This is a genomic window from Vibrio sp. Y29_XK_CS5, from assembly GCF_024181835.1.
GTDB lineage: Bacteria > Pseudomonadota > Gammaproteobacteria > Enterobacterales > Vibrionaceae > Vibrio > Vibrio harveyi.
Window position 1 is genome coordinate 58721 of the sequence record NZ_JAMZAM010000004.1, and the last position, 25800, is coordinate 84520.

General features: G+C 44.6%; 25 protein-coding genes. 15 read left to right on the top strand and 10 right to left on the bottom strand.

The genetic code is table 11. The features are described 5' to 3' along the window. Window positions 1-869: 869 nt before the first annotated feature. Window positions 870-2462, top strand: a complete 1593-nt coding sequence (locus NL647_RS16605; protein ID WP_005427581.1) for an ABC-F family ATPase — start codon at window positions 870-872, stop codon at window positions 2460-2462. 284 nt (window positions 2463-2746) lie between these two features. Here NL647_RS16605 and NL647_RS16610 read toward each other — a convergent pair whose 3' ends face one another. Next, complete coding sequence (locus NL647_RS16610; RefSeq protein WP_005427802.1) at window positions 2747-3571, bottom strand: formate dehydrogenase accessory sulfurtransferase FdhD; 825 nt, start codon at window positions 3569-3571, stop codon at window positions 2747-2749. Between the two features lie 327 nt (window positions 3572-3898). Here NL647_RS16610 and NL647_RS16615 point away from each other — a divergent pair, with 327 nt between their 5' ends. From NL647_RS16615 to cobB, 10 genes are all read left to right on the top strand, one after another. Continuing rightward, window positions 3899-4351 carry a DUF3305 domain-containing protein gene (locus NL647_RS16615; RefSeq protein ID WP_009697781.1) on the top strand — a complete coding sequence of 151 codons (453 nt, stop codon included), beginning with the start codon at window positions 3899-3901 and terminating at the stop codon, window positions 4349-4351. Next, entirely contained in the window at window positions 4341-4964 is a 624-nt protein-coding gene (locus NL647_RS16620; RefSeq protein WP_050938192.1) for a DUF3306 domain-containing protein, read from the top strand. The genes NL647_RS16615 and NL647_RS16620 overlap by 11 nt, the downstream gene beginning before the upstream one ends. 310 nt (window positions 4965-5274) lie before the next feature. After that, entirely contained in the window at window positions 5275-6936 is a 1662-nt protein-coding gene (locus tag NL647_RS16625) for a 4Fe-4S dicluster domain-containing protein (protein WP_253650419.1), read from the top strand. 9 nt (window positions 6937-6945) lie between these two features. Further along, window positions 6946-7578: a molecular chaperone gene (locus NL647_RS16630; RefSeq protein WP_029788466.1), complete on the top strand. Its 633-nt coding sequence runs from the start codon at window positions 6946-6948 to the stop codon at window positions 7576-7578. A gap of 73 nt (window positions 7579-7651) precedes the next feature. Next, window positions 7652-7852, top strand: a complete 201-nt coding sequence (locus tag NL647_RS16635) for a twin-arginine translocation signal domain-containing protein (protein WP_005427585.1) — start codon at window positions 7652-7654, stop codon at window positions 7850-7852. Between the two features lie 10 nt (window positions 7853-7862). Next, window positions 7863-10718, top strand: coding sequence for a formate dehydrogenase subunit alpha (locus tag NL647_RS16640; RefSeq protein ID WP_045452372.1), 2856 nt, complete (start codon window positions 7863-7865; stop codon window positions 10716-10718). Between the two features lie 11 nt (window positions 10719-10729). Further along, the gene (gene fdh3B / locus NL647_RS16645) at window positions 10730-11338 is read left to right on the top strand and encodes a formate dehydrogenase FDH3 subunit beta (RefSeq protein WP_005427693.1); all 609 of its coding nucleotides are present in this window, start codon (window positions 10730-10732) and stop codon (window positions 11336-11338) included. Window positions 11339-11351: 13 nt separating this feature from the next. Further along, complete coding sequence (locus NL647_RS16650; protein ID WP_005445799.1) at window positions 11352-12404, top strand: formate dehydrogenase subunit gamma; 1053 nt, start codon at window positions 11352-11354, stop codon at window positions 12402-12404. Further along, entirely contained in the window at window positions 12388-12804 is a 417-nt protein-coding gene (locus tag NL647_RS16655; RefSeq protein WP_005427687.1) for a membrane protein, read from the top strand. The genes NL647_RS16650 and NL647_RS16655 overlap by 17 nt, the downstream gene beginning before the upstream one ends. Window positions 12805-12994: 190 nt before the next feature. Beyond that, window positions 12995-13726: a Sir2 family NAD+-dependent deacetylase gene (cobB, locus tag NL647_RS16660; RefSeq protein WP_009697787.1), complete on the top strand. Its 732-nt coding sequence runs from the start codon at window positions 12995-12997 to the stop codon at window positions 13724-13726. 179 nt (window positions 13727-13905) lie between these two features. Here the strand turns inward: cobB and NL647_RS16665 are convergent, their stop codons facing one another. The 5 genes from NL647_RS16665 to potA all read right to left on the bottom strand — a co-directional run bounded on the left by NL647_RS16665 (window position 13906) and on the right by potA (window position 19059). Further along, a complete protein-coding gene (locus tag NL647_RS16665) occupies window positions 13906-14943 on the bottom strand; it encodes an extracellular solute-binding protein (protein ID WP_005445793.1) in 1038 nt (345 codons plus the stop codon). Window positions 14944-15194: 251 nt separating this feature from the next. Continuing rightward, window positions 15195-16226 carry an extracellular solute-binding protein gene (locus tag NL647_RS16670; RefSeq protein WP_253650420.1) on the bottom strand — a complete coding sequence of 344 codons (1032 nt, stop codon included), beginning with the start codon at window positions 16224-16226 and terminating at the stop codon, window positions 15195-15197. A gap of 106 nt (window positions 16227-16332) precedes the next feature. Then, a complete protein-coding gene (gene potC, locus NL647_RS16675; protein ID WP_005389180.1) occupies window positions 16333-17103 on the bottom strand; it encodes a spermidine/putrescine ABC transporter permease PotC in 771 nt (256 codons plus the stop codon). Beyond that, window positions 17103-17963, bottom strand: a complete 861-nt coding sequence (gene potB / locus NL647_RS16680) for a spermidine/putrescine ABC transporter permease PotB (RefSeq protein ID WP_005441590.1) — start codon at window positions 17961-17963, stop codon at window positions 17103-17105. Before potB ends, potC begins: the two co-directional genes overlap by 1 nt. Then, a complete protein-coding gene (gene potA / locus NL647_RS16685; RefSeq protein WP_009697791.1) occupies window positions 17944-19059 on the bottom strand; it encodes a spermidine/putrescine ABC transporter ATP-binding protein PotA in 1116 nt (371 codons plus the stop codon). Before potA ends, potB begins: the two co-directional genes overlap by 20 nt. 401 nt (window positions 19060-19460) lie before the next feature. On the opposite strand from potA, the gene NL647_RS16690 reads away from it, so the two are divergent. The 4 genes from NL647_RS16690 (at window position 19461) to ttcA (ending at window position 22859) form a co-directional block, all read left to right on the top strand. Next, window positions 19461-20258 (top strand): hypothetical protein, encoded by a 798-nt coding sequence (locus tag NL647_RS16690; RefSeq protein ID WP_009697792.1) that lies wholly within the window; start codon window positions 19461-19463, stop codon window positions 20256-20258. After that, entirely contained in the window at window positions 20251-21087 is an 837-nt protein-coding gene (locus NL647_RS16695) for a glucosaminidase domain-containing protein (RefSeq protein WP_114091948.1), read from the top strand. The genes NL647_RS16690 and NL647_RS16695 overlap by 8 nt, the downstream gene beginning before the upstream one ends. Window positions 21088-21104: 17 nt before the next feature. Further along, window positions 21105-21767: a DUF2987 domain-containing protein gene (locus NL647_RS16700; protein ID WP_005445785.1), complete on the top strand. Its 663-nt coding sequence runs from the start codon at window positions 21105-21107 to the stop codon at window positions 21765-21767. Between the two features lie 198 nt (window positions 21768-21965). Next, a complete protein-coding gene (gene ttcA / locus NL647_RS16705) occupies window positions 21966-22859 on the top strand; it encodes a tRNA 2-thiocytidine(32) synthetase TtcA (RefSeq protein ID WP_009697794.1) in 894 nt (297 codons plus the stop codon). Between the two features lie 111 nt (window positions 22860-22970). Here ttcA and uspE read toward each other — a convergent pair whose 3' ends face one another. From uspE to ccoS, 4 genes are all read right to left on the bottom strand, one after another. Continuing rightward, a complete protein-coding gene (gene uspE, locus NL647_RS16710; protein WP_253650421.1) occupies window positions 22971-23918 on the bottom strand; it encodes a universal stress protein UspE in 948 nt (315 codons plus the stop codon). 181 nt (window positions 23919-24099) lie between these two features. Beyond that, on the bottom strand, window positions 24100-24846 hold the full coding sequence (locus NL647_RS16715) for an FNR family transcription factor (protein ID WP_005445781.1): 747 nt from the start codon (window positions 24844-24846) through the stop codon (window positions 24100-24102). Window positions 24847-24936: 90 nt separating this feature from the next. Next, complete coding sequence (locus NL647_RS16720; RefSeq protein ID WP_005445779.1) at window positions 24937-25614, bottom strand: sulfite exporter TauE/SafE family protein; 678 nt, start codon at window positions 25612-25614, stop codon at window positions 24937-24939. Between the two features lie 9 nt (window positions 25615-25623). Next, complete coding sequence (gene ccoS, locus NL647_RS16725; RefSeq protein ID WP_005429857.1) at window positions 25624-25788, bottom strand: cbb3-type cytochrome oxidase assembly protein CcoS; 165 nt, start codon at window positions 25786-25788, stop codon at window positions 25624-25626. Window positions 25789-25800 lie beyond the last annotated feature (12 nt).

The window sequence follows — 25800 nt, forward strand, 5'->3', positions numbered from 1 at the left end:
TCTGGAAGAACACCAAGTATTCAACGTTAAGCTGAGTTTGACGCCACTCTTGCTTAAACTGCGTAACACCATAAGGACCAAAACCGGTCAGTTTGTCGTGCGTGATAGGGTCGGTTAGCTCTAATAAACGTTCTTTGCTTTGACCTAGGCTGTTGACCGTAAGGTAACTGGATTGCGTCTCAAACCATTCTTTGTCTTCACCAGACTCACGGAATGTCTTTAAGTGTTGATCAAAGATAAGGGTTTGTTTGCGCTGCTCACTCATTACTGCATTGAGCAGTTGGTTGACCTTACGTTTGTCTTGGTCAGACATAAACAAAGGCTCTGGCAGCTTGTTGATCTCCTTAGTGATCTCTTGCGCCACAGGGAGGATTTGAGGCTCAGGTTGGAATTCGTACTCCCACTCAGCGTGAGCAGGTAAAGAAAGCACGAGACCGACTAGCATTAAAATGCGCGCCATGAAATGCATAAAATTCTCTTAAAACTTATAAGGTTAGAGTTAGTGTAGTTGCTTTATCGCGATATGCGAGTTTTACCCGATGACCGTGCGTGATGTTGCGATTTCCTTTGAGAAACGGATGCTTAATAAAGGAATAACGTACGGAATTGATAAAAGGGGACGCACTATAAACCCAATCTCATGGGGTATGTCAATGGTTAGTCATGACGGATTTATGTCTCAGTTTTGAGTCGGTTAGAGTTAGAAACCTTAATAATGGCAAGGTTTATGTTAGCCAAATCTCAAAATCCAGCCCGCTAAAGAATGCTTTTTCTCATTAATTAATAAAAACAAAACTTGAAGTGTGTAGCCTTAAGCAGTAACGTTGCGCGGTTTTTCCCAATAAACTTGAATTGCTAAGGTAAAGGTTTTGATTTCCACAGCGAATATTACTCAACAATTTGGCGCTAAGCCGCTATTTGAAAACATCTCAGTTAAGTTCGGCGAAGGTAACCGCTACGGCTTAATTGGGGCTAACGGTTGTGGTAAATCAACCTTTATGAAAATCCTGAGCGGTGAGCTTGAACAAACAAGTGGTAACGTAAGCTACGATCCAAACGAGCGCGTTGCAAAACTGAACCAGGACCAGTTCGCATACGAAGAATTCACTGTAATCGATACAGTAATCATGGGTCATAAAGAGCTATGGGAAGTGAAGCAAGAGCGTGACCGTATCTACTCACTTGCTGAAATGAGCGAAGAAGACGGCATGAAAGTGGCTGACCTAGAAGTTCAGTTCGCGGAAATGGACGGTTACATGGCAGAAGCAAAAGCGGGTGAGCTTCTTCTTGCTGTAGGTATTCCAATGGAGCAACACTTCGGTCTAATGAGTGAAGTTGCACCGGGTTGGAAACTTCGTGTGCTTCTAGCGCAGGTTTTATTCGCAGACCCAGACGTAATGCTTCTTGACGAACCAACCAACAACTTGGATATGGACACTATCCGTTGGTTGGAAGACACGCTAAACGCGCGTAACTGCACAATGATCATCATTTCACACGACCGTCACTTCCTAAACTCAGTATGTACGCACATGGCTGACTTGGATTACGGTGAGCTACGTGTTTACCCAGGTAACTACGACGAGTACATGACAGCGGCTTCTCAAGCTCGTGAGCGTCTATTGAACGACAACGCGAAGAAGAAAGCACAAATCGCTGAGCTGCAAACGTTCGTTGCACGTTTCTCTGCAAACGCATCGAAAGCAAAACAAGCAACATCTCGTGCTAAGCAAATCGACAAGATCAAACTGGACGAAGTAAAAGCGTCTAGCCGTCAAAACCCATTCATTCGTTTTGAGCAGTCTAAAGAGCTATTCCGTAACGCTCTGATTGTTGAAAACCTAAGCCAAGGTTTTGAAGACGACCTGTTTGCTAACTTCAATGCGATTTTTGAAGTTGGTGAGCGCGTTGCAATCATCGGTGAGAACGGTGTGGGTAAAACAACCTTGCTAAACACGCTCGCTGGTGTACTAGAACCACGTACAGGTGAGTTCAAATGGTCTGAAAACGCGAACATCGGTTACTACGCGCAAGACCACGCACACGACTTCGAAGAAGACCTAAACCTAACGGATTGGATGGGTCAATGGCGTCAAGAAGGCGATGACGAGCAAGTGGTTCGTAGTTTCCTAGGTCGTATGCTGTTTGGTCAAGATGACATCAAGAAGTCAGTAAAAGTACTGTCTGGTGGTGAACAAGGTCGTATGCTGCTTGGTAAGCTAATGATGCACAAACCAAACATGCTGCTAATGGACGAACCAACCAACCACATGGATATGGAATCGATCGAATCATTGAACACGGCACTAGAGCAGTACAAAGGCACATTGTTCTTCGTATCGCACGACCGTGTATTCGTAGACTCGCTAGCAACACGCATCATCGAAATCCGCGATGGTAAAATCACAGACTTTAAAGGTACTTACTCTGAGTTCCTAAAATCTCGTGGTATCGAAGGCTAATCCTTCTTCCGAATAAAGAAAAAGACCTCATTGCGAGGTCTTTTTTTATGTCTATTCTGTGTTAGTGCTAATGCTTTGCTAGCGCTATATTGTGGCGTTCAATCCTTAAATTGCCTCATTAGATAAGCATAAATCCCAACGAGCCCGAAGGTAATGATCATCGAAACGATGATGCCGCTTGGGGTGAGTAGATAATTCCACAGCTGATCGTTGTTCATAGTTCACATCCTTTGTGAATCCACATGATGACTTAAGTCTAACTCATTTGGTGAATTAATGATGAGTTATTGATTTCCCTTCACGTCAAAATCAATCTTCTCTGCACCAGTGAAGACTTGGAAACGTAAGCCTTTCGCACGAGCGATAGTAGTGATGCCAAACTTTTTCGCCAGATCCAAACCCATTTGAGTTACGCCCGAGCGAGAAAGTAAAACAGGGATACCCATCTGCGCTACTTTAATCACCATCTCTGATGTAAGGCGCCCCGTTGTGTAGAAAATTTTATCTTCACCCGTTTCTTGATTAAGCCACATTTCACCCGCTAGCGTATCAACTGCGTTGTGACGACCAACATCTTCCACAAAAGACAGCACTTCGTTGCCTTTACACACGGCACAGCCATGCACAGCGCCCGCTTTTTTGTAGGTATCGTTGTAATGCGTTAATGCTTCAAGCGCCGCGTAGATTTCAGATTGCTTCAGCGGCACTTGTGGCACTTGGTAATCTTCAAGCTGCTTCATCACGTTGCCATACATAGTGCCTTGACCACAACCAGACGTCACCGTCTTCTTCTTCAGCGCGCCTTCTAAGTGCTCAGTATTTTCTTTGGTGATAACTGCAGCTGAGTGCGTTTCCCAGTCAATAATGACCGATTCAATCGCTTCAGGATCAGACAAGAAGCTCTGGTTCTTCAAATAACCCAACACAAGCGCTTCAGGGCGAGAGCCAAGCGTCATTAGCGTAACGACTTCCTTCCAGTTCAACATCACCGTAAGAGGGCGCTCACAGGCGATTTGCTTAGTTAGCTTCTCACCGTATTCGTCAAACACTTCTACTTCGATGGTCTGTAGGGGATTTTCACTGGTTTTAATAATGTTTGGTTTTACCACAGTCATGTCCTAATGAATGAGAGAGCCGATACACGCTCTCATTAATGGGTCTATTCGTCTTAACGCTACAACAAAGCAATTCTCATTCCAAAATAGCTGTTATAAGGAAAATTGCGAGGCATTGCTTCGATTCTGGATTAATTCTGCGATATCGCAGCAATGACACAGGTGCTAATTTGAATTTCTACTAGTTTTGAACTTATGAGCTTAGCGAAGGTAAGGCTTAATCTGGCGCGTTTATTGCTTTGTACCGCTAAAATGGTTGAAAGCAAAGTACAAAATGTCCTTTTCTGTCTTAAAGCCAACATAGAACAAACTGGGTGAGTTATGTCGGATAAGAAACAGTTCGAGAAAAATGAAGATTCATGGTCGATAGGCGTGGATCTTGTAGAGCATGAGATCAGTACCGGTATTTGGGTCACGACCCAATGGCAACTGACGGGATTTGAAATTAACCCAACCGAAGACACTCAACACGTGTGCTTGCTGCAATTGCACAAAGACGAGCGCACCGATTACCGCTTTAACCTGAGCTCGCAACAACCAAAGCTTTTTTTGGTTATGGATAATGTCGACTCTGGTGATACACCGACGATTCAATTGCTTACGGCGTCTCAAACTGTCGCTGCGCAATATATGGATGGCGATAACCTAGTATTATCTAATGATATGCCGTTAGCTATTCAAGCTTGGATGGAAGCCTTTATTGGGCGCCACGGTGAATTGTTAGAAGTAAGACGTAAGAAACGCAAAGGAGCGGGCAGAGCAAATGGCAACTAGTTTTTTTAGCCGTTGGTCGAAACGTAAATTAGAAGAAACCACAACCGAGCCTACAGACGCTAAGGTCGTGGAGTCTGTTGAATCTACTGAACCAGAAACCGCACAAGCTCATGAAGAATTAAGCACTGAAGCGCAAGCATTAGCTACTGAGGCTTCTGCGACAGAGACTGAATCTCAACAGGCATCAAACGAAACTACTGATCCTGAAGAGATGTCCGTAGCGCAGCTATTAGTGTCTGAGGCTTCAGAGAGCGTTAAGAAAGCCGCACTGCGTAAGATGTTCTTGTCAGAAGAGTTTAACGTTCGCGATGGTTTGGATGATTACGACGATGATTACAGTAACCTCAAGTCGCTTTCTGAAGGGGTGGCTGAAACACTTCGTGATTGGGTGAAAGAGAAAACGGAAGAAGAACCAGCAGAAGAAACGACACAATCAACTGAATCTTATGAAGAAAGTGATATTGAATCGGCTGATGTAGAACTTGCTGAAGGTGCAGAAATTCCCGAAGAACAAAAAGAACTGGATATAAATACAGTATCTGGTGAAAGTGATAATCTAGAGACAAAACTAGCCCCTGAAGAGGTGGGACAAAATATACCACACAAAGAATAGGTACATTTTGACTAAACGCTCAATGAACCGGCTGAGACAAAATGTCCCAGTCGGTTTTTTTATCCCTACAATTTCTAGGATAAATAGCTAACCTATTGAAAATTAGCTTATATTTAATTGGCACGACATTTGCTATCTGTTGCTCATTACCATTCTTGTTGAAGTTAGCCCATTTGCCTAACAGGCAGTGATAACTCGGGTGGGACTACCTAAAAGGGGTAGTTACTGACGAGTTAATCAGCAGAATCGCCTGCGCTAACTACAATGAAAGATGGAAGAAACTATCCATGCGTATAAATGGAACTGAGCAATGTTGAAACAACTATTAGAACAAGCAACTTCCAATAACGGTAAAGCGCGTCTGTATGCGTTTGAGAATACCGTAGAGTTGACCAATCTTATTCCACCAACGGTGAGCTACGAGAGTGGCGGTAATACACTGATTGTTGGACCGACTGCCATCATTGAGAGTGCAGCCGCGCAGCTATCTCAAATGAACAGCCTGACACTTCTTTCTACAGACGGAGAGAAAGGAACCAATCCAGAACTGTACTTTGCAAACTCTGTTCAGGTTTCTGGTTTCCTAGGTACGTTTGAAGTGCTTATCGAAAATAACGGTCTAGCAAGCAACCTAGCACAAGTCGCTATCAATAGTGATTGTTTCGATGTTGTTCTCGATCTTTGTCTAAGTAGCTGTATGTCAGAAGAGGTTCCTGTTCCGGGTTACTACCCAGTAGGGCGCGGTTATCCAAAACTGGCAGAAGCGCTAGAAGAAATCCCGACATTAATGGGTACGTTTGATAAGCCAAAGTTCTTCCGTCTGGACACTGATCTATGTGCGCACAGTTCTCGTGGCGTGAAAGGTTGTGAGCGTTGTGTGGATGCTTGTCCTGCTGGAGCGCTCTCAAGTGAAGGCAGTGATAAAACAGGTCACCGCATCGAGATTAACCCATACCTATGTCAGGGCGTGGGTACTTGTGCAACTGCTTGTCCGACAGAAGCGATTCATTACGCGCTACCTAATCCTGAAGATACGCAAAAATTCATTGAACGCACGCTAGCGAACTACGAGCAAGCGGGCGGTCTGGATCCTATCGTTCTTATCTGTAGTTCTCGTCACGAGACTTACAACGTGATGGCATTGAAAGCGCTACCAGATAACGTGATTCCAATTGTGGTTGAAGAGCTTCCTTCTATCGGTATCGATACATGGTTCGCTGCTCTAGTTAATGGCGCGACGCAAGTACTATTTGCGGCTTCTCGCTTTATGCCTGCAACCATCATTCGTGTTCTGAACAACGAAGTGGGTATCGCGCAAGAGCTATTGGATCAACTTGGTATCGCAAAAGAGACCATCGATATCCTTTACTTGGAATCGCTTCGTGAAGGTCCTCCAACACTATGTACAGATTCATTCGACCTTGCCCTTGGTGATCTTCAAGGTAACAAGCGTCAACGTCTGTTTACTGCGCTGGATGCGATGTCTTCTTCTCGTATTCCGGTTGAGAACATTGTTGAACTGCCTGCGAACGCGCCTTACGGCAATGTTTCTTGTGAGAGCAAAGATTGTACGTTGTGTATGAGCTGCGTGGCGGTTTGTCCAACACGTGCACTTCATACCGATGGTGAATCTCCATCACTTAAATTCGTTGAACAAGATTGTATTCAATGTGGTTTATGTGAAAAGGCATGTCCAGAGAAAGTTCTGACTCTAACGCCACGCATGAACTGGGTGAAAGAAGAGCGCCAAAAAGCGGTTGTGATTCACGAAGAGAAAGCCGCGGAATGTATTCGCTGTCATAAGCCATTCGCACCTCAGTCTATGATCGACATGCTACAAAACAAGTTACGCGGTCACTCTCATTTCTCCGATGAAGCGGCGATCAATCGTATCGCGATGTGTGAAGACTGCCGTGTGATCGACATGTTTGAGTCGATGGCAGAAGACCCAATGAAACAACTGAAATACTAGGAGCTCGCAGTGGATACACAACGAGAACAAGAACAAACACTGAGAACAGAGATCTACTTGGTTTTGTCAGCGCTTTTCCGTAGCGCACCAAGTGAGGAGATGATCGAGTTCCTGACTTCTCTAGAAGTTGAACCATCAGAAAGCGCAATGCAAAAAGCATGGATTGCGCTTCAGCAAGCGGCGAAAGATTCCAATCGCGAAGCGCTAGAAGATGAATATCAAGATCTTTTCATTGGTATCGGTCGTGGTGAAGTGATGCCGTTTGGCTCATGGCACATGACAGGCGCAATGATGGAAAAACCACTGGCTGAAATTCGTCACGATTTGGAACTGCTTGGTTTCGAGCGCGATGAAAATGTGAAAGAGCCGGAAGACCACATCGCGGCACTTTGCGAAGTGATGTCGATGCTAACGGGTGAAGAAGAAGATCTTCAACAAACGGTGTTTAACAAACACATCGCACCTTGGTTTAACTCTTTCACTCAGCAACTAGAAAACGCAGAGAGCGCGAACTTTTATAAGCCAGCAGCTCAACTGTGTGAGGCGTTCTTAACACTGGAACAAGTGCGCTTTAGCGTGAACACCAAAAGCAGTAAGCACAAATTAAAAATTGATGTGAAAAACGTCACTGATTACGAGTAATCGAGCAGTACTTGGTCATATCGATAGAGGGGCAATAGCCTCCAAAGATCTACCGTAAGGTAAGGAAGCAATGATGAAAGATAATAAAGAAATAAACACAAGCCGTAGGGATCTCCTGAAAGGCTTAACGACTGCAGCCGTAGCTGGTGCGGTTGTCGCTGGAACAACAAAAGTGGCAAGCGCTTCAGAGACGGTTGAGCCTTCTGAAAAAGACGTGAAGAAGAAAGGGTATCGTGAAACTCAACACATTCGCGATTACTACGACACACTTTAGGAGATAACGGATGAAACTTGTCAAACGCTCCGACAGTGTGAGCAAAGAAACCAATCAGCTTGGCGTTTCTCGCCGTGCATTCATGAAAAACACCTCGCTTGCTGCTGGTGGTGCGGTTGTAGGTGCAAGTCTTTTTGCACCGGGCATGATGAAGAAAGCACAAGCTAAATCGGTGGATCCAGAAGCGAAAACAGAAGTAAAACGTACCATCTGTTCTCACTGTTCTGTAGGTTGTGGTATCTACGCTGAAGTTCAAAACGGCGTGTGGACTGGTCAAGAGCCTGCATTCGACCACCCATTCAACGCTGGTGGACACTGTGCAAAAGGCGCAGCACTGCGTGAACACGGTCACGGTGAGCGTCGTCTGAAATACCCAATGAAGCTTGAAAACGGTAAGTGGAAGAAGCTTTCTTGGGATCAAGCGATCGAAGAAATCGGTAACAAGGTGATGGACATCCGCAAAGAGTCGGGTCCAGATTCCGTTTACTGGTTGGGTAGTGCAAAGCACAACAACGAACAAGCGTACATGTTCCGTAAGATGGCGTCGCTTTGGGGTACCAACAACGTTGACCACCAAGCGCGTATCTGTCACTCAACAACCGTAGCAGGTGTAGCAAACACTTGGGGTTACGGTGCGATGACCAACTCTTTCAATGACATGCACAACTGTAAGTCAATGCTGTTCATTGGTTCAAACCCTGCAGAAGCGCACCCTGTTGCGATGCAGCACATCCTAATCGCGAAAGAGAAGAACAACTGTAAGATCGTTGTTGCGGATCCTCGTCGTACTCGTACCGCTGCAAAATCGGATCACTACGTGTCTCTACGTCCGGGTTCTGACGTTGCGTTTATTTGGGGCGTGCTATGGCATGTCTTCGCAAACAACTGGGAAGACAAAGAGTTCATCCGTCAACGTGTATTCGGTATGGATGAAATCCGTGCAGAAGTCGCGAAATGGACACCTGCAGAAGTTGAGCGCGTAACTGGCGTTCCTGAATCTGAAGTTTACCAAACAGCGAAACTGCTTTCTGAAAACCGTCCGGGTTGTATCGTTTGGTGTATGGGTGGTACTCAGCATACTACTGGTAACAACAACACACGTGCTTACTGTGTACTTGAGCTTGCGCTAGGTAACATCGGTAAATCAGGCGGCGGTGCAAACATCTTCCGTGGCCACGATAACGTACAAGGCGCAACTGACCTTGGCGTACTATCTGATACGCTACCAGGCTACTACGGCTTGTCTGAAGGTTCTTGGCGTCACTGGTCGAAAGTGTGGGAAATCGATTACGAATGGATCAAAGGTCGTTTCGATGACAACGCTTACGGCGGTCAAAAACCAATGAACAGTGCAGGTATCCCTGTATCTCGTTGGGTGGATGGTGTTCTTGAAAACAAAGACAACATTCGTCAACGTGAAAACATCCGCGCCATGTTCTACTGGGGTCACGCAGTAAACTCTCAGACTCGTGGTCCTGAGATGAAGAAAGCGATGCAGAAGCTGGATATGATGGTTATTGTTGACCCATATCCAACAGTCGCAGCGGTAATGAACGATCGTACTGACGGCGTTTACCTGCTTCCTGCAACAACTCAGTTCGAAACACACGGCAGTGTGACAGCATCTAACCGCTCACTTCAGTGGCGTGATCAGGTTATCGAGCCATTGTTCGAATCTAAACCTGACCACGAAATTATGTACCTGCTAACTAAGAAGCTAGGTTATGAAGATCTGCTGTTCAAAAACATCCGTGTTGAGAACAACCAGCCAGTGATCGAAGACATCACGCGCGAATTCAACAAAGGCATGTGGACCATCGGTTACACAGGTCAAAGCCCAGAGCGTCTAAAAGCGCACCAACAAAACTGGCACACATTCCACAAGACGTCTCTAGAGGCAGAAGGTGGTCCTGTGAATGGTGAGACTTACGGTCTACCTTGGCCATGTTGGGGTACGCCAGAGATGAAACACCCAGGCACACACATTCTGTACGATACGTCGAAGACGGTTGCAGAGGGTGGCGGTAACTTCCGTACGCGTTTCGGTGTTGAGTTTGAAGGTCAAAGCCTACTTGCTGAAGATAGCTACTCAAAAGGCTGTGAAATCAAAGACGGTTACCCAGAGTTCTCTGACAAGCTAATCAAACAGCTTGGTTGGTGGGACGACCTAACGGCTGAAGAAAAAGCTGCAGCGGAAGGTAAAAACTGGAAAACTGACCTGTCTGGTGGTATCCAACGCGTAGCAATCAAGCACGGTTGTATCCCATTTGGTAACGCTAAAGCGCGTGCGATTGTTTGGACATTCCCAGACCGCGTACCGCTACACCGTGAGCCGCTATACACGCCTCGTCGTGACCTTGTAACGGATTATCCAACTTGGGACGACAAAGAAGCAATCTTCCGTGTACCAACGCTTTACAAGTCTATCCAGAAAGAAGACAAGTCCGGCGAATACCCAATCATCTTGACTTCTGGTCGCTTGGTTGAGTACGAAGGCGGTGGTGAAGAGACTCGTTCAAACCCATGGCTTGCTGAACTTCAACAAGAAATGTTCGTTGAAGTGAACCCGAAAGACGCAAACGATCTTGGCTTCAAAGATGGCGATGACGTTTGGGTTGAAGGCGCAGAGAAAGGCCGCATCAAGGTGAAAGCGATGGTCACTCGTCGTGTTAAACCGGGTCTGGCGTTCATTCCGTTCCACTTCGGCGGTAAGTTCGAAGGTGAAGACCTACGTCCTAAGTACCCAGAAGGTACGGATCCTTATGTTGTTGGTGAAGCAGCCAACACGGCAACCACTTACGGTTACGACCCTGTTACTTTGATGCAGGAAACTAAAGTAACCCTATGTAACATTCGTAAAGCGTAAGGAGTCTGACAATGGCACGAATGAAATTCCTATGTGACACCAAACGCTGTATCGAGTGTAACGGCTGTGTTACTGCATGTAAGAACGAAAACGATGATGCGCTTGAGTGGGGTATTCAACGTCGCCGCGTAGTAACACTGAACGACGGTGAACCAGGCGAAAACTCAATCTCTGTTGCTTGTATGCACTGTACAGACGCGCCTTGTATGGCGGTTTGTCCAGCTGACTGTTTCGAGCACACAGAAGATGGCATCGTCCTTCACAACAAAGATCTTTGTATCGGTTGTGGTTACTGTCTGTTCGCTTGTCCATTCGGTGCGCCTCAGTTCCCGAAACAAGCATCGTTCGGTGAGCGTGGCAAAATGGACAAATGTACTTTCTGTGCAGGTGGCCCAAACACAGAGCCAGGTTCTCTAGAAGAGCGTGAGAAGTACGGCGCGAACCGTATTGCTGAAGGTAAGCTACCTATGTGTGCGTCACTTTGTTCAACAAAAGCACTGCTAGCGGGTGATGCAGAGAAAGTTTCTGACATTTTCCGTCAACGTGTGGTTGAGCGCGGTGCGAAAAACGCAGGTTGGACAGACGGTAACGATCTTTCTTACGACGCAACTAAAAGCTAAGTAGGAGAGACACATGTTAAATACTCTTAAACGTGCGTCTCTTGTAATGCTGTCGATGATGACAGCATTACTGCTGACCTTTGCGATGCCAGCGTCTGCGCAAGAAGACACATCTCCAGTGGTACAACAGGAGATGACGCAACTTGCAGGTGCAGACTTTTGGCGTCAGGTCAAAGAGGGGCAAGAAGGCTATACCACGTCGAAATCAGCGGAACACGGTGTGCTGATCAGTACTCCGGGTGAGACTTGGTACATTCTTAAAGAGAAATGGATGTCTCCTGCGGGCGCTGTCGCAATTTTCGGCAGTATCGCAATGGTTATCATGGCTTACGTATTCGTTGGTCCTCTGATGCTAAGCAAGCCACGTACTGGCAAGAAGATGAAACGCTGGTCTCGACTAGACCGCGCACTACACTGGAGCATGGCGTTTACCTTCTTAACGCTAGCATTCAGTGGTTTGATGCTGGTTTACGGTAAGCACTTCTTAAAACCGTACGTACCGACTGAGTTCTGGGGCTTCATCGTCATGTTGGCGAAGCAGTACCATAACTACATGGGTCCGCTGTTCTTCATCTTGCTGATGTTTGTTCTACTGAAATGGTGGCGCAAATCTATCCCTAACATGACAGACATCCGTTGGTTCATGAAAATGGGCGGCATGGTAGGTAAACATAAAGGCACGCACCCATCGGCTGGCTTCTCAAACGGTGGTGAAAAGGCGATCTACTGGTTGCTGATCTTCTTTGGTGCTATCGCTGCAGTGAGTGGCTTAATTCTGGACTTCCCAATTTTCGGTCAGACTCGTCGCCATATGGAGTTGTCTAACCTTGTTCACGCGATTTCGGCACTGATTCTAATCTGTGGTTTCATCTTCCACATTTACATCGGTCTATTCGGTATGGAAGGTGCGCTAGAGGGGATGGTCACTGGTGAAGTTGACGAGACATGGGCGAAAGAGCATCACGATCTTTGGTATGAAGAAGTAAAATCCAAAGAAGCGATGGGCGAAACAGATACGGTACAAACGGAAGCAAAAGGAGCAAAAGCGAATGAACAAACCTCATAACGGGATTTGGGTTGCGTACATCCTGAGCTGTTTGACCCCGTTTACGTTTTTGATCTCAGGCGTTGTCGCAATCATTTACGCTGGGTACCGTTTGGATAAAGGCGAAGACAGCGACGTAGTGAACTCACATTACTACGGTTTGATTCGTACTTTCTTCCTGTACCTGACATTCTTTGTTGTTCTGATTGTAACGGTAGCAACATCAAATGGTGTGTTGATTGGTGTAAGTGATTACTGGATGCATAGTACGTTGCTAGACTCTGTTGCGTACTTTATTCCTTGGATTGGTATGTTGTTTGCTGCGTTGGCAATTCTTGTGTGGTTCCTACGCATGTACCAGGGTATGAACCAACTGCGCAATAACATGCCGCACAGACCGTCTACAGGTCCAAACCTGTAAACCGGAACCTTTGCTCAAAAGCCTCGCCATCGCGGGGCTTTTTTATGCCTGAAAGACGGAATGATTCCATCAGTTTTTAAACAGAAATTAGAGGCAAATCAGCAGGCTTACGACCATGGTCTAATCCTTATTGCTATTGTTGTTATTCTATCGGTGTTAAGCTAATGAAAAAGAACAACAAGGATAGGTTATGAATTTCCCTTATAGAAATATTGTAGTACTTACTGGCGCTGGCATCTCGGCTGAGTCTGGTATTCAAACATTTCGCGCTCAAGATGGTCTCTGGGAGAATCACCGTATTGAGGACGTTGCAACACCCGAAGGGTTTGCTCGCGATCCCGATCTTGTTCAATCGTTCTATAATCAACGTCGAAAAAAACTACAGGGCGAAGATATCAAGCCTAATGCTGCTCATATCGCGCTAGGGCGCCTAGAAGAGCAGTTGGAAGGTAAAGTGACTATCATCACTCAAAACATTGATAATCTGCATGAGAGAGGCGGTAGCGCCAATATTATTCACATGCACGGTGAATTGCTTAAAGCGCGTTGTAGTGAATCTAATCAAGTCATCGAGCATTCAGAAGACATTGAAACTGGCGAATTATGTCACTGCTGCCAGATTCCTGCTCAAATGCGTCCACACATTGTTTGGTTTGGTGAAATGCCACTGCGTATGGGTGAGATATACGCGGCATTGGAAGAAGCAGACTTGTTTATTTCTATTGGTACATCTGGCGTGGTATATCCAGCCGCAGGTTTTGTACATGATGCAAAGATGCACGGTGCACATACGATTGAAATTAATTTAGAGCCAAGTGCCGTCGAGAGTGAGTTTGAAGAGAAGCGTTACGGTAAGGCAAGCATCGAAGTACCGAAGCTTGTTGACGAGATTCTTGCTCTGGAAAACGAACCTAGCGCTTAAAAAAGAGTTATCCCCAAAATCTAACAAAGGCATCGAGTGATTCGATGCCTTTTTGTATCTTGAAACTTTGTATTCTGCCGCTTTGTAATTCGAGCAGTATAGATTGAGATGCAAAGCACGATCTTCAGATACAAGAAAAGCGACCGAAGCCGCTTTTCTAAACTATTTCGACAGACTGATTAGTTGTCTACTTTTAGCTTTTGGAAGTACTCATCGTAAAGCACGCTAGCTTCACCAACTTCGTCTTGCCATGTACCGCTGTCCATCACTTCTTGTGGTGGGAAGATGCTTGGATCGTTAGCAAATTCTTTCGGTAGTAGATCGTGAGCTGTTTTCACTGGAGTAGGGTAACCAATCTCTAGTGCAATCTTAGCTGCGTTCTCAGGGCGTAGTAGGAAGTCGATCATCTTATGAGCTGCATCAACGTTCTTAGCACCCGCTGGAATTGCGAGGCTATCCATCCAGAAAATAGTGCCTTTCTCTGGCCAGATGATATCGATGTTCGCGCCTTCTTGACGAGCCATGTAAGCAGAACCGTTCCAAAGCATACCAAGTGATACTTCACCTGCTAAGTATGGGTTCGCTGGGAAGTCTGAATTGAATACCAATACGTTCGGCATTAGCTTTTTCAGCTCTTCGTAAGCGGCTTTGATCTCGTCTGGGTTAGTGGTGTTTGGTGAGTAACCAAGCTTAGTCAATGCGATGTGGAATACTTCGCGAGAATCATCCATTAGCATTAGTTGACCTTCCCACTTGCTATCCCAGAAGTCATCCCATTTAGTCACAGAAGACTTATCTAGCATATCAGCATTGATACCAATACCGGTCGCACCCCAAATGTATGGGATAGAGTAGTTGTTGTTCGGGTCGAACGGCTTGTTCAGGAAGTTAGTGTCTAGATCAGCAAAGTGAGAAAGTTTCTCTTTGTCGATCTTTTGCAGCATGCCTTCTTTACGCATTTTAGATACGAAATAGGTAGACGGTACTACCAAGTCGTAACCAGAACCTTGAGTTTTCAACTTCGCGTACATGCTTTCGTTAGACTCGTACGTAGAGTAGATAACTTTGATACCAGTTTCTTTTGTAAAGTCTTCAAGAACTTCGTTTGGAATGTATTCCGACCAGTTGTAGAAATACAGTTCTTGATCAGCAGCCATTGCAGGGGTAGCGATTAGCGTCGCCGCACACAGTGCGCTTGCGTAGAATTTACTTTTCATTTGTTTTCCGTTTTGTTCAGCAACAGGACAAATCAATACTAGTAACAAATAACGATTTGAGCCAAATTGCGATAAGCACAATCCTGTTTATCTGAGCCACGAAAACCAGCATTAGGGTCAAAATAGAACGTAATGCTTGAACTCGAGTCAAATAAACCTAGCAACATACAATTATATCAGTCAATTACAAAAATAGGCAGCGTATTGCTGCCTATTTTCATTTAGTAGATGGCTTATTAAGCAAGATCAGATTATTGACCCGCTTTTAGCTTCAGGAAGTAGTCTTCATACTTCACTGTCATGTCGCCAACAGAGTCTTGCCATTCAACACGGTCAAGGTCTTCTTGAGAAGGAAACAGTGGTGCAACGTCTTTGAATTTAGCGTTAGATTCTGCAACCGCTGTTAGGTAACCCGTGTCCGCTGAAATTTGCTCTGCGATTTCTGGACGCAGTAGGAAGTCGATTATCTTGTGAGCCGCTTCTACGTTCTTCGCGCCAGAAGAGATTGCGAAGTTATCAACCCAACCGATGCCGCCTTCTTTAGGGAATACAAGTTTCAGGTTCATGCCTTCGTTTTGAGCAGCTGCTGCGCTGCCGTTCCAAAGCATACCAACGCCAACTTCGCCAGACATGTATGGTGCGCCTGGGTTGTCAGAGTTAAATACTAGAACGTTTGGCATTAGCTTTTGTAGTTCTGCGTATGCTTCGTCGATTTGTTTTGGATCCGTAGAGTTACCTGAGTAACCCAGCTTGCGTAGTGCAATGTGGAACACTTCACGAGTGTCGTCCATCAGCATTACTTGACCTTCTAGCTCTGGCTTCCATAGGTCAGCCCAGCTTTGGAAGTCGTTTGGATCATACATGTCTGCGTTAACCGCTAGACCTGTAATCGCAACAACGTGTGGAATAGAGTAGTCGTTATTTGGATCGTAAGGCTTGTCTAGGTAGTTTTTATCTAGGTTGCCGAAGTTTTTCAGCTTAGTCTTATCGATCTTTTGTAGCATGCCTTCGTCACGCATCTTCGCTACGAAGTACGTAGAAGGTACCACTAGGTCATAACCTTGGTTATGAGTTTTTAGCTTTGCATACAAAGTCTCGTTCGACTCGTAAGTCGAGTAGATCACTTTGATGCCAGTTTCTTTGGTAAATTGCTCTAGGATATTACTGTTGATGTAAGGACCCCAGTTCATAAATACCAATTCTTTATCGTTCGCTGCCGCTGTACCAGAGAACAGAGAAAGCGCACATGCACTACCAGCTAATAGAGTAGCCCATTTTTTCATTGACGTTAGCTCCAAACCAAACGTTGTCCAATTAATTTTGGACGATAGATAGAAAAACAGAATGGCATGTAACCATTCTGTTTCGTGATGTTAACGGGTGCGGATTTTACTTCACTTTTTCTCTTGCTAGCAACTGAGAAATTACTACCAGAACCAAAGAAACAATCAGCATGACCGTTGCTAGGGCGTTCACTTCCGGTGAAATGCCCACCTTAACCATTGAGTAAATCTTCAATGGCAAGATTTCGTATGTTGGGCCGGTTACAAACGAGCTGATAATTACGTCGTCCAAAGACAGCGTAAAGCTCAATAGCCAACCTGCAGCAACCGCTGGTTTAGCAAGAGGAAGGATGATCTGTTTCAAGATAACCCATTCACTTGCACCAAGGTCTTTTGCAGCTTCCAACATTTTCACATCAAAGCCATTTAAGCGGCTGTACACTGTTACCACAACGAACGGTAGACAGAAGGTGATGTGAGCAATCAATAGAGTAAAGAAGCCAAGCTGTGCGCCCAATACAAGGAACAGAGCAAGTAATGAAATCGCCATGACAATATCTGGAGACATCATTACGACAAACAGCATGCCGTTTACCGCACCTTTACCTTTGAACGAGTAACGGAATAGGGCAACAGCCGTCAAGCTACCAATAATGGTTGCTGCTGTCGCTGAGAATACCGCTACGTTCAATGAATGCCATGCAGCCTGCATTAGGCTGTCGTTATTTACTAAGGTTTCGTACCATTTCGTGGTGAAACCGCCCCATTTCATACCAAATTTGTTGGCATTAAATGAGTTAACAATTAAGACGATGATTGGCAGATACAAAAATGCATATACCAGCGCCATAAAGCTAAATCTAACTGTGCGTCCCATTAGTCTAGCTCCACTTTCTTATTCAATAGTTTGCCTGCTCTGTAGTAAGCGTAAAGCATCACAGCCATTGCGAAGGTGAGGGCGATACTGGTCGCGGCACCAAATGGCCAGTCACGAGCGTTCAATACTTGGCTCTTAATTACGTTACCGATCAGTAGGTTCTTCGCGCCGCCTAGAAGGTCAGAGATGTAGAACATACCTAGTGCTGGTAGTAGAACCAACAAACAGCCACCGATAATGCCTGGCATTGTCAGAGGCAAAATCACTCGTGTAATGGTTTGAAACTTGTTCGCACCAAGATCTTTTGCTGCCTCGATGTATGTGTTGTCTAGTTTCTCTATTGCCGAGTAAAGCGGCAAAATCATAAATGGAAGCAAGATGTACACAAGACCAATCATTACTGCTGTTTCGGTATACATTAAACGCATCGGCTTATCGATGATTTCCATTGCCATTAACGACTTGTTCAAAATGCCTTGAGTACCGAGAACAATCTTTAAGCCGTAAGTACGGATAAGAGAGTTAGTCCAAAATGGCACAATCACCAAGAACAACATGAACGGACGCCATTTTTCAGGCATTTTCGCTACGATGTAAGCAAATGGGTAACCAATCACCAAGCACAATAAGGTTGCAATGATCGCCATGTAGAAAGAGTGCATCAACACTTTTGCATACAGAGGATCAAGCAGGCGAAGGTAGTTGTCGAAAGTAAACGTTAATTCAATTAGGTTTGCTTCATCACGCGTCAAGAAACTCGTACCGATAATCATTAGGTTTGGAACTAACACAAACAGTGTTAGCCAGCCAACGATTAGGGTAATGATCGCGTTCTGAAGATTAAGCTTCTTGCTTATCATTTAGTACTACCTCCCAGCTCTCAACCCAAGTAATAGCGACTTTCTGGCCGAGTGAGTGGTCCACATCTGGATCATCTTCGTTAAAGAATTCGCTTACCATCACGCGCATGCCTGAATCCAACTGGATAACTGAATCAAGCGTCATACCTTTATAGGTACGTTCTGTTACGTGACCTACGATGCCTTTTTCTTCAGACTCTTTGATCTCTTCGATACGTAAGTCTTCTGGGCGAAGTAGTACTTGTAGTTTCTCACCTGCTTGAGCTGCTTGATCGTAGTAAACAACAGACTCAACGCCTTCAATTTCTGCTCGGATGCGTTTCTCGTCGATACGCTCTAGCATGGTTGCGTTGAATACGTTGATCTCACCGATAAAGCGAGCAACAAATAGGTTCTTAGGCTCTTCGTAAATCTCACGTGGGGAACCATCCTGCTCGATAACACCGTCGCGCATAACAATAATGCGGTCAGACATCGATAGGGCTTCCTCCTGATCGTGTGTAACAAAGATAAAGGTAATACCAAGTTGACGTTGAAGCTGTTTAAGCTCGATTTGCATTTGCTTACGTAGTTTGTAATCAAGTGCAGATAGAGATTCATCTAGCAGCAGTACTTTTGGTTTATTAACAACCGCGCGAGCGATCGCGATACGTTGTTGTTGACCACCAGAAAGTTGGTGAGGCTTACGCTGTGCCATTTTTTCTAGGCGAACCATGCGTAGCGCTTCCATAACTCTTGGTTCAATCTCAGCAGCAGGTGTTTTCTGCATGCGAAGACCGAAAGCAACGTTTTCAAATACGGTCATATGAGGAAAGAGTGCATAACTCTGAAATACCGTGTTGACGTGCCTTTGCTCTGCAGGAACCTGTGTTACATCTTGGTCATCTAGTACGATTTGACCGTTGTCTGCCGTTTCAAAGCCCGCGATCATGCGTAAAACCGTTGTTTTACCACAACCAGAAGGGCCAAGAATTGTCAGAAACTCACCATGATTAACATCCAGATTTAAATTACCGATGATTTCCTTACCATCGAAACTTTTGCTAATACCAGATAGACGAACTACTGGCTTTCCTGCTTGCTGTTTAGCGTTCAACGTCTGTATTTCTCCCACGTTCAAATTGGGGTGTATCCAATTGATGTGACATTAGTCATTCACTTTTGAGGCGCGCATCATAATCACCAAAATTGTGAAATCAAAGCATTTTCTTATCTTGAAACAGAAAAAATTTTGCAGGCAAAAGTAAACATTCCTTACCATACTGTTTTTGTAGGGGTATTTACATTTCAGCTATACATAAGAAAGGCATTAATTTCTTGTGCAAATGTTTTCAATTTCATAGATTTGCGAGTGGTTAATTATCGACCAAATAGCAGATATTGCAAGTATTGAGGCCGACTTATGATTTTAGACGTGCAAAGATTTCTTTATAATGACGCCCTTATTAATTAACTGGTTTTCCAGAAAAAATTTTACAAGTTAGCCTTGGATAAAATATGAACAACGATTTTGAGAAAGATTTCAATCTTGGAGGGAGTGTAGAGCGAGCTCTTTCTGGCAAGTATGAACTAAAAGCAGCAGCCGTTTTTAGCGAAGCTTGGCGCACAACCATCCAACAGTTTTTGTCCTTCTCGCCAGCGATTATTCTCCTCCTATTCGTTCAGCTGGGTATTTTCTATATTGCACTTCAACTTCAACTCGGAGATCCAAGTGTTATTTTGGATGCGCTTCAAAACCCTGAATCTTTTACCACAGATATCGTGTCCGCTATTTATGTCGCTAACTTCAGTTATGAAGTGATCAGTGCGCCGATTTATGCTGGTATTAGTTTAATGGCAATGAGCCACGTGGCGGGGTTGAAGACAAAGGTACGTCATGTTGGTAAAGGTCTTCAATTTACGGTTCCTGTGATTTTAGCAACACTATTTAGCCTGATGATGCAGGGTGTTGCTGGAATGATTTTCCCTTTGCTATCGCTATACCTTTCTTTAGCATTTAGTCACTCTATCTTATTGATTTGTGAGAAAAGAGTACCACCAATGCAATCGCTTTTATTGTCTCTTCGAGCCATAAACAAAAAGCTTTTTGTTGTCGCAGGGCTTTACTTAGGCGTGATGTTGATGTTTATTGTTGCTGCAATGTTCTACGGAATTGGCTTGATCTTCGTGTTACCGTTCTTCTTCCATTTGAAGGGAATCCTGTACCGCGAAATGTTTGGTATCAAGTTGAAGATCGTAGCGACACAACAAAACGATAACGATCACGATGGTAACTCTCAGGTGTTTGATGCCTAAATCTTTAAAATCTATGAGTTTACGAGTGGCGGCTATCACAATAGCCGCCACTTTTGTTTCTATTGGTCCTTATTTGCACTATGACCGTGAGTATCGCAAGGCGATTGATCCGCAAGTTGTGCATGGACCCGTTTCACACCCAGATTTGTCGCATCTTCCTTATATTGGTGACATTCCGGATTTTAACTCGATTAAGGACACGAAAGATAAGAAGACGGCATTCTTTGACTTTCTTCGTCCGAAAATCGCGCTAGAAAATAAGCGCATTGAAAAAGAACGTGTATTCCTAACGTCTTTGACGGTTGGAGAGATTAGTTCAGAGCAAACATCCTATGCCGAGCGTTTGGCTGTACTATATTCTTATCCTTTAAAAGATGGTGCGGTCACACAAGCTTGGCTGGATGAAATGCTTAAGCGTGTCAATGTGTTGCCGGAGGCGCTGGTGTTAACTCAAGCTGCCAATGAATCTGCGTGGGGTACCTCTCGTTTTGCTAAACAAGCAAACAACTTGTTTGGTCAATGGTGTTATAAGAAGGGCTGCGGAATTGTCCCTGCAAAACGTGGCGCTGGTAAAACGCATGAAGTAGAGAAGTTCGATACTGTTCAAGAATCTGTACATGGATACTTTATGAATGTGAACCGTAACCGCGCGTACGCAGATTTACGAGACATTCGTGCGAATTTAGCAGGGAAACACAAGGATTTGTTATCTGTGGCGACAGCATCGGAGTTGACTCATGGCTTGCTTGCGTATTCTGAACGTGGCATTGCCTATGTTAATGACTTACGTGCGATGATTCGCCACAATAACGCTTACTGGACACAATAAAAGAAATAACGGATCGGATGAAGAAGTTAAGCCTAAGTTTACTAGGCAGTGCGGTACTGGTCTTAGCATCGCCTGCAACTCACGCGCAAGAATACATGTTTACGTATTCCAAGCTCTACACACAATTGAAGAACAATGCGAAAGAAGGGCACGATGACGTTAAAGTCGGTGTGTTTTTTGTGGATGCAGATACCAAGCAACTGTGTGAGATAGAAAAAGCATGGATGGAAAAAGAAGAGCATTACGAAGAGTTTGTGATTCCAGCTTCTAAAGAGCTTCCAATTCCGATCGATAAGAACTTAAAGTCTGCGAACCCGCTTGTCTTCGTCCAAACACCAAAAGATACTCGATGTGATTATTCTTTAGTTGTAATGACCAAAGAACCATTACAGGGTAACGTATCTTACGAACAACTCACGCCTTTGATGCCTCAAATGCAAGCATTACTTGAAGATCTAGGCGGTATGTTTGCTGGTTGGTTTACACCTCAAGTACAAGGTGTGACGATGGAGTTTGCTGATGCTCTTAATGATACGATTACCTTCTCTAATGGGACAGAGAAAGCAATCGTGGATGGAAAAGTTCAAGTTGCACTGAGCGAAATTGGTGAAGGTGGGCACATGACACTCCCTCAACCAACAACTCGTGTATTACCTTATCTTCCCAACGCGAAAAAATAAGCGTTAAGAAAAGCAAGAAGGGTCGCAACTGCGGCTCTTTTTTATTTCCAACGTACTCTCACCATTTTTTCACACTATTTATTGACGACTCCATCACACAAACATTTAATCCTGCGCAAAAAGCTCGTATAATCCACGCCCCAAAGAAACCCATGTTAGGAAGCCCTGGTCGATTTATCGGCGATGTGAGAGCCCGCAATGAACCAAGTAGATACAAGAAAAGAAACCCTAGAATTCAACAAGCTTCAGAAACGCCTAAGAAGAAATGTTGGAAATGCCATTACTGATTACAACATGATCGAAGAAGGCGATGTTGTAATGGCATGTATTAGTGGTGGTAAAGATTCATTTGCGATGCTTGATATCCTGCTGAATCTACAAAAGGCAGCACCAATCAAGTTTGAAGTGGTCGCAGTTAACCTTGACCAGAAACAGCCAGGTTTCCCTGAACACATTCTCCCAGATTACTTTGAAACGCTGAACATTCCTTACTACATCGTAGACAAGGATACTTACTCAGTCGTTAAAGAGAAAGTGCCAGAAGGCAAAACGACGTGTGGTCTATGCTCACGCCTTCGTCGTGGTACGCTTTACTCGTTCGCAGAGAAGATCGGAGCGACTAAATTGGCACTTGGTCACCACATGGATGACATTGTAGAAACAATGTTCCTGAACATGTTCCATGGTTCTCGCCTTAAAGCGATGCCGCCAAAACTTCGTTCAGACGATGGTCGCAACGTTGTGATTCGTCCTCTTACTTACTGTCGTGAGAAAGACCTGATCAAATACGCAGAGCACAAAGAGTTTCCAATCATTCCTTGTAACCTCTGTGGCTCTCAAGAGAACCTTCAGCGCCAATCGATTAAAGCAATGTTGATCGATTGGGACAAGAAAACGCCTGGTCGCGTAGAAGCGATCTTCAAGTCAATCCAGAACGTAAGCCCAAGCCAACTTGCTGACCGCGAACTGTTTGACTTTGAAAACCTTCCACTAGATCGTGAAGGTAACCGTGAAGAATACGAATTCAGCGAAGCGATTGTGTCTTCGACGAACATTGACGAGTCAATGTTTATCGATGTCACCAACATTTGATTCTAGGAGGCTAAGTTAGCCTCCTTTTTATTACGTGTATAACGCAATGATAGACATAAAAAATCCCCCAGTTATTGGGGGATTTTTATTTCTGGATAACGTTACAACTTATTAAGTCGCCGTATTTGGATCAAGTGGACTGATATAACCGTTTGGTTTCAATGCCAGTACGTCACAATTGATCTTATCAATCACATGCTCAGCCGTGTTACCAATAAACACTGCAGAAAGCCCTGTGCGTCCGGTTGTACCAAGAATAACCATTGCCGCATTTAGCTTTTCAGCCGTTGCAGGGATGATGTCTTCTGGTAAGCCTTGCTCAACGATAGTTTGCTCTTCATCCAGTCCGTGTTTTTGGCGAAGCGCTTTCATTGCTGTTAAGTGATGACCACGCACTGCGTCGGTATACGTCGTTGGGTCAAACTCAGGCAATTCGATCGTGATATTCGCTGGTGTAACCGGATAAGCATTAACAAGATACGGGTCTGCATCAAGACGATTAGTGATTTCTTTTAGACGCTCGACCATCGAATCGTTCAAGTCAATGTGCGTAGGGTTTTCAGAACCAACATGGACAGAAGCAAGAATCTTCGCATGCTCTGGCCAATCAGCATTTTTAATCAAAAGTACAGGGATAGGGCACTTACGCAACAAATGCCAATCTGTAGGAGTGAAAATGACGGATTCTAGAACATCGTGTTTACGCGTTCCTTTAATAACGATGTCGTGACCGCCAGCAAAGACTTCAGCTATGATCGCTTCATAAGGGCGATTATGCCAAACAACACAAACATCAAAGTCGAAGCTATCGTCTAAATACGGTTGGGCTATCTTACGCATCCATTGTTCACGTTGGTAGATAACACCGCGACGCATAGCATCTCTTTCATCGACCGACAGCATTGAGGTCATGTCATACGAAAAATCGTAGATTGACAGAAAGAAAGTGATTCGGCTTCTGGATACACTTTTTCGAGCGAGTTGAACTGCTCTTGCAAGTGCTGGCTGCTCATCATTATTGATGTCAGCAACAACAAGGATCTTACTGTATATACTCATATCTAAGCCCACTTATTATTGTAAAACCAAATACTGAATATAAGGTAAATCAGTATATTGGAGTACACAAGGTACATTTTTACTGTAGCTCAGTTTGGGGAAGAATTTGAGGACTTTCGAAGGGATTTTGGAAGAAATATGATGTAGCTCATTTTCGAGCTACATCAATTGATAGGGCAAATTAGTCTTTGCTGACGCCAGCAAGTTCCATCAATGCATCGTGATCTAAGATGGTGATGTACTTACCTTTTACGCTCAGAATTTCAGATTTCTGGAAGCGACCAAGTAGGCGGCTGATGGTTTCAACTGTTAGACCGAGGTAGTTACCAATATCACCACGAGTCATGGTTAGACGGAACTCTCGAGGGCTAAAACCACGTTGCGAGAAACGTGTTGATAGGTTGTAAAGGAAAGCCGCAAGACGTTCTTCAGCATTCTTTTTAGAAAGCAGAAGGATCATTTCTTGGTCACCTTTAATTTCGCTACTCATTAGACGCATGATCTGCTGACGAAGCTTAGGCATTTTGCCTGATAGGTCATCAAGGATTTCGTAAGGAATCTCACAAACCATTGAAGTTTCAAGTGCTTGAGCAAAACTTGGGTGTAGATCGCCCGTGATTGCGTCAAAACCTACAAGGTCACCTGCTAAGTGAAACGCAGTAATTTGCTCATCGCCTTGTTCTGTAATGGTGTAGCTCTTGATTGTGCCAGAGCGGATAGCGTACAGAGATTTTAGCTCATCACCTGCTTTAAAAAGCTCTTGGCCTTTTTGAATTGGCTTTTTACGCTCGATGATTTGATCCAACTGATCCAGTTCAGACTCGTTTAGAGTGAACGGAATACACAGTTGGCTAATGCTACAATCTTGGCAATGAATCGCGCAACCACCTGATTGGATACGCTTTGTTGCAGGTTTTTCAGAAATCATAACAACCTTTCACTATTTGATATACATCAATATTTTATCACCGCTTACTTCTAAAGGGTAGCAAAAAAATGATGGAAAACGACTTTGATGCTATATGAAACCAAGCATTCGCATCGCGCCGGCGGCAGTATACATGCCATAGCTTATTAGGATTAATGCAGAGATGTTTCTAAATATTAACGATTTTTGCAACTTCTGAAAATGGCTCGCACCATATCCGATGGCAAGCATTGATGGAAGAGTTCCGAGACCAAACGACAGCATGATTAATCCGCCGTTTAAAGCGTCTCCTGAAACTGCAGACCAGGTTAACGCCGAGTATACTAGTCCACACGGTAACCAGCCCCAAATAAAGCCAAATGGAAAGGCATACATTGGGTGCTTCAGTGGCAACAAGCGTTTTCCTGCTGGAGAGATGAACTTCCAGATATGTTGACCAGCTTTCTCAATAACAAGCAGTCCTTGCCACCATTTTGCGATATATAGGGCGACTAAGATCATGAAAAGCGCGGCGACAAATCGAAGCCAAGCGAGAGACTGGGTTAAACCGCTCAACTCTGAAAGACCTGATATAGCACCACCAACAATTGCGCCAATTAACGCGTAGCTTGCGAGTCTGCCAACGTTATAGAAAAGGGGAATAGAGGAAGAAGGTTTATTGTTCGGTGCGCCCATGGAGAGTAGAGAGGCGATACCGCCACACATTCCCATGCAATGACCAGCCCCAACGAGACCGATCATAAATGCACCAATAAAGTCTGGGCTCATAAAATAACGCTATTGTTTTTTATTATTTGGTTTTTCGTCTTCATCAAGAAGAATGTTGTGACCTTGTCGCTCTAGATCTTCAAACTGGTCGCTACGAACAGCCCAAAGAAAAATAGCAACGGCGACACAGACCAACACAATGGCGATAGGGATTAATATGTAAAGACTTTCCATGTTTGATCTCTC

Coding starts and splice junctions, on each gene's coding strand:
- NL647_RS16615 (WP_009697781.1), top strand. CDS start 3,899: ATGTCGGATAAGAAACAGTTCGAGAAAAATGAAGATTCATGGTCGATA.
- NL647_RS16620 (WP_050938192.1), top strand. CDS start 4,341: ATGGCAACTAGTTTTTTTAGCCGTTGGTCGAAACGTAAATTAGAAGAA.
- NL647_RS16625 (WP_253650419.1), top strand. CDS start 5,275: ATGTTGAAACAACTATTAGAACAAGCAACTTCCAATAACGGTAAAGCG.
- NL647_RS16635 (WP_005427585.1), top strand. CDS start 7,652: ATGAAAGATAATAAAGAAATAAACACAAGCCGTAGGGATCTCCTGAAA.
- NL647_RS16640 (WP_045452372.1), top strand. CDS start 7,863: ATGAAACTTGTCAAACGCTCCGACAGTGTGAGCAAAGAAACCAATCAG.
- fdh3B (WP_005427693.1), top strand. CDS start 10,730: ATGGCACGAATGAAATTCCTATGTGACACCAAACGCTGTATCGAGTGT.
- NL647_RS16650 (WP_005445799.1), top strand. CDS start 11,352: ATGTTAAATACTCTTAAACGTGCGTCTCTTGTAATGCTGTCGATGATG.
- NL647_RS16655 (WP_005427687.1), top strand. CDS start 12,388: ATGAACAAACCTCATAACGGGATTTGGGTTGCGTACATCCTGAGCTGT.
- cobB (WP_009697787.1), top strand. CDS start 12,995: ATGAATTTCCCTTATAGAAATATTGTAGTACTTACTGGCGCTGGCATC.
- NL647_RS16665 (WP_005445793.1), bottom strand. CDS start 14,943: ATGAAAAGTAAATTCTACGCAAGCGCACTGTGTGCGGCGACGCTAATC.
- NL647_RS16670 (WP_253650420.1), bottom strand. CDS start 16,226: ATGAAAAAATGGGCTACTCTATTAGCTGGTAGTGCATGTGCGCTTTCT.
- potC (WP_005389180.1), bottom strand. CDS start 17,103: ATGGGACGCACAGTTAGATTTAGCTTTATGGCGCTGGTATATGCATTT.
- potB (WP_005441590.1), bottom strand. CDS start 17,963: ATGATAAGCAAGAAGCTTAATCTTCAGAACGCGATCATTACCCTAATC.
- NL647_RS16690 (WP_009697792.1), top strand. CDS start 19,461: ATGAACAACGATTTTGAGAAAGATTTCAATCTTGGAGGGAGTGTAGAG.
- NL647_RS16695 (WP_114091948.1), top strand. CDS start 20,251: ATGCCTAAATCTTTAAAATCTATGAGTTTACGAGTGGCGGCTATCACA.
- NL647_RS16700 (WP_005445785.1), top strand. CDS start 21,105: ATGAAGAAGTTAAGCCTAAGTTTACTAGGCAGTGCGGTACTGGTCTTA.
- ttcA (WP_009697794.1), top strand. CDS start 21,966: ATGAACCAAGTAGATACAAGAAAAGAAACCCTAGAATTCAACAAGCTT.
- uspE (WP_253650421.1), bottom strand. CDS start 23,918: ATGAGTATATACAGTAAGATCCTTGTTGTTGCTGACATCAATAATGAT.
- NL647_RS16715 (WP_005445781.1), bottom strand. CDS start 24,846: ATGATTTCTGAAAAACCTGCAACAAAGCGTATCCAATCAGGTGGTTGC.
- NL647_RS16720 (WP_005445779.1), bottom strand. CDS start 25,614: ATGAGCCCAGACTTTATTGGTGCATTTATGATCGGTCTCGTTGGGGCT.
- ccoS (WP_005429857.1), bottom strand. CDS start 25,788: ATGGAAAGTCTTTACATATTAATCCCTATCGCCATTGTGTTGGTCTGT.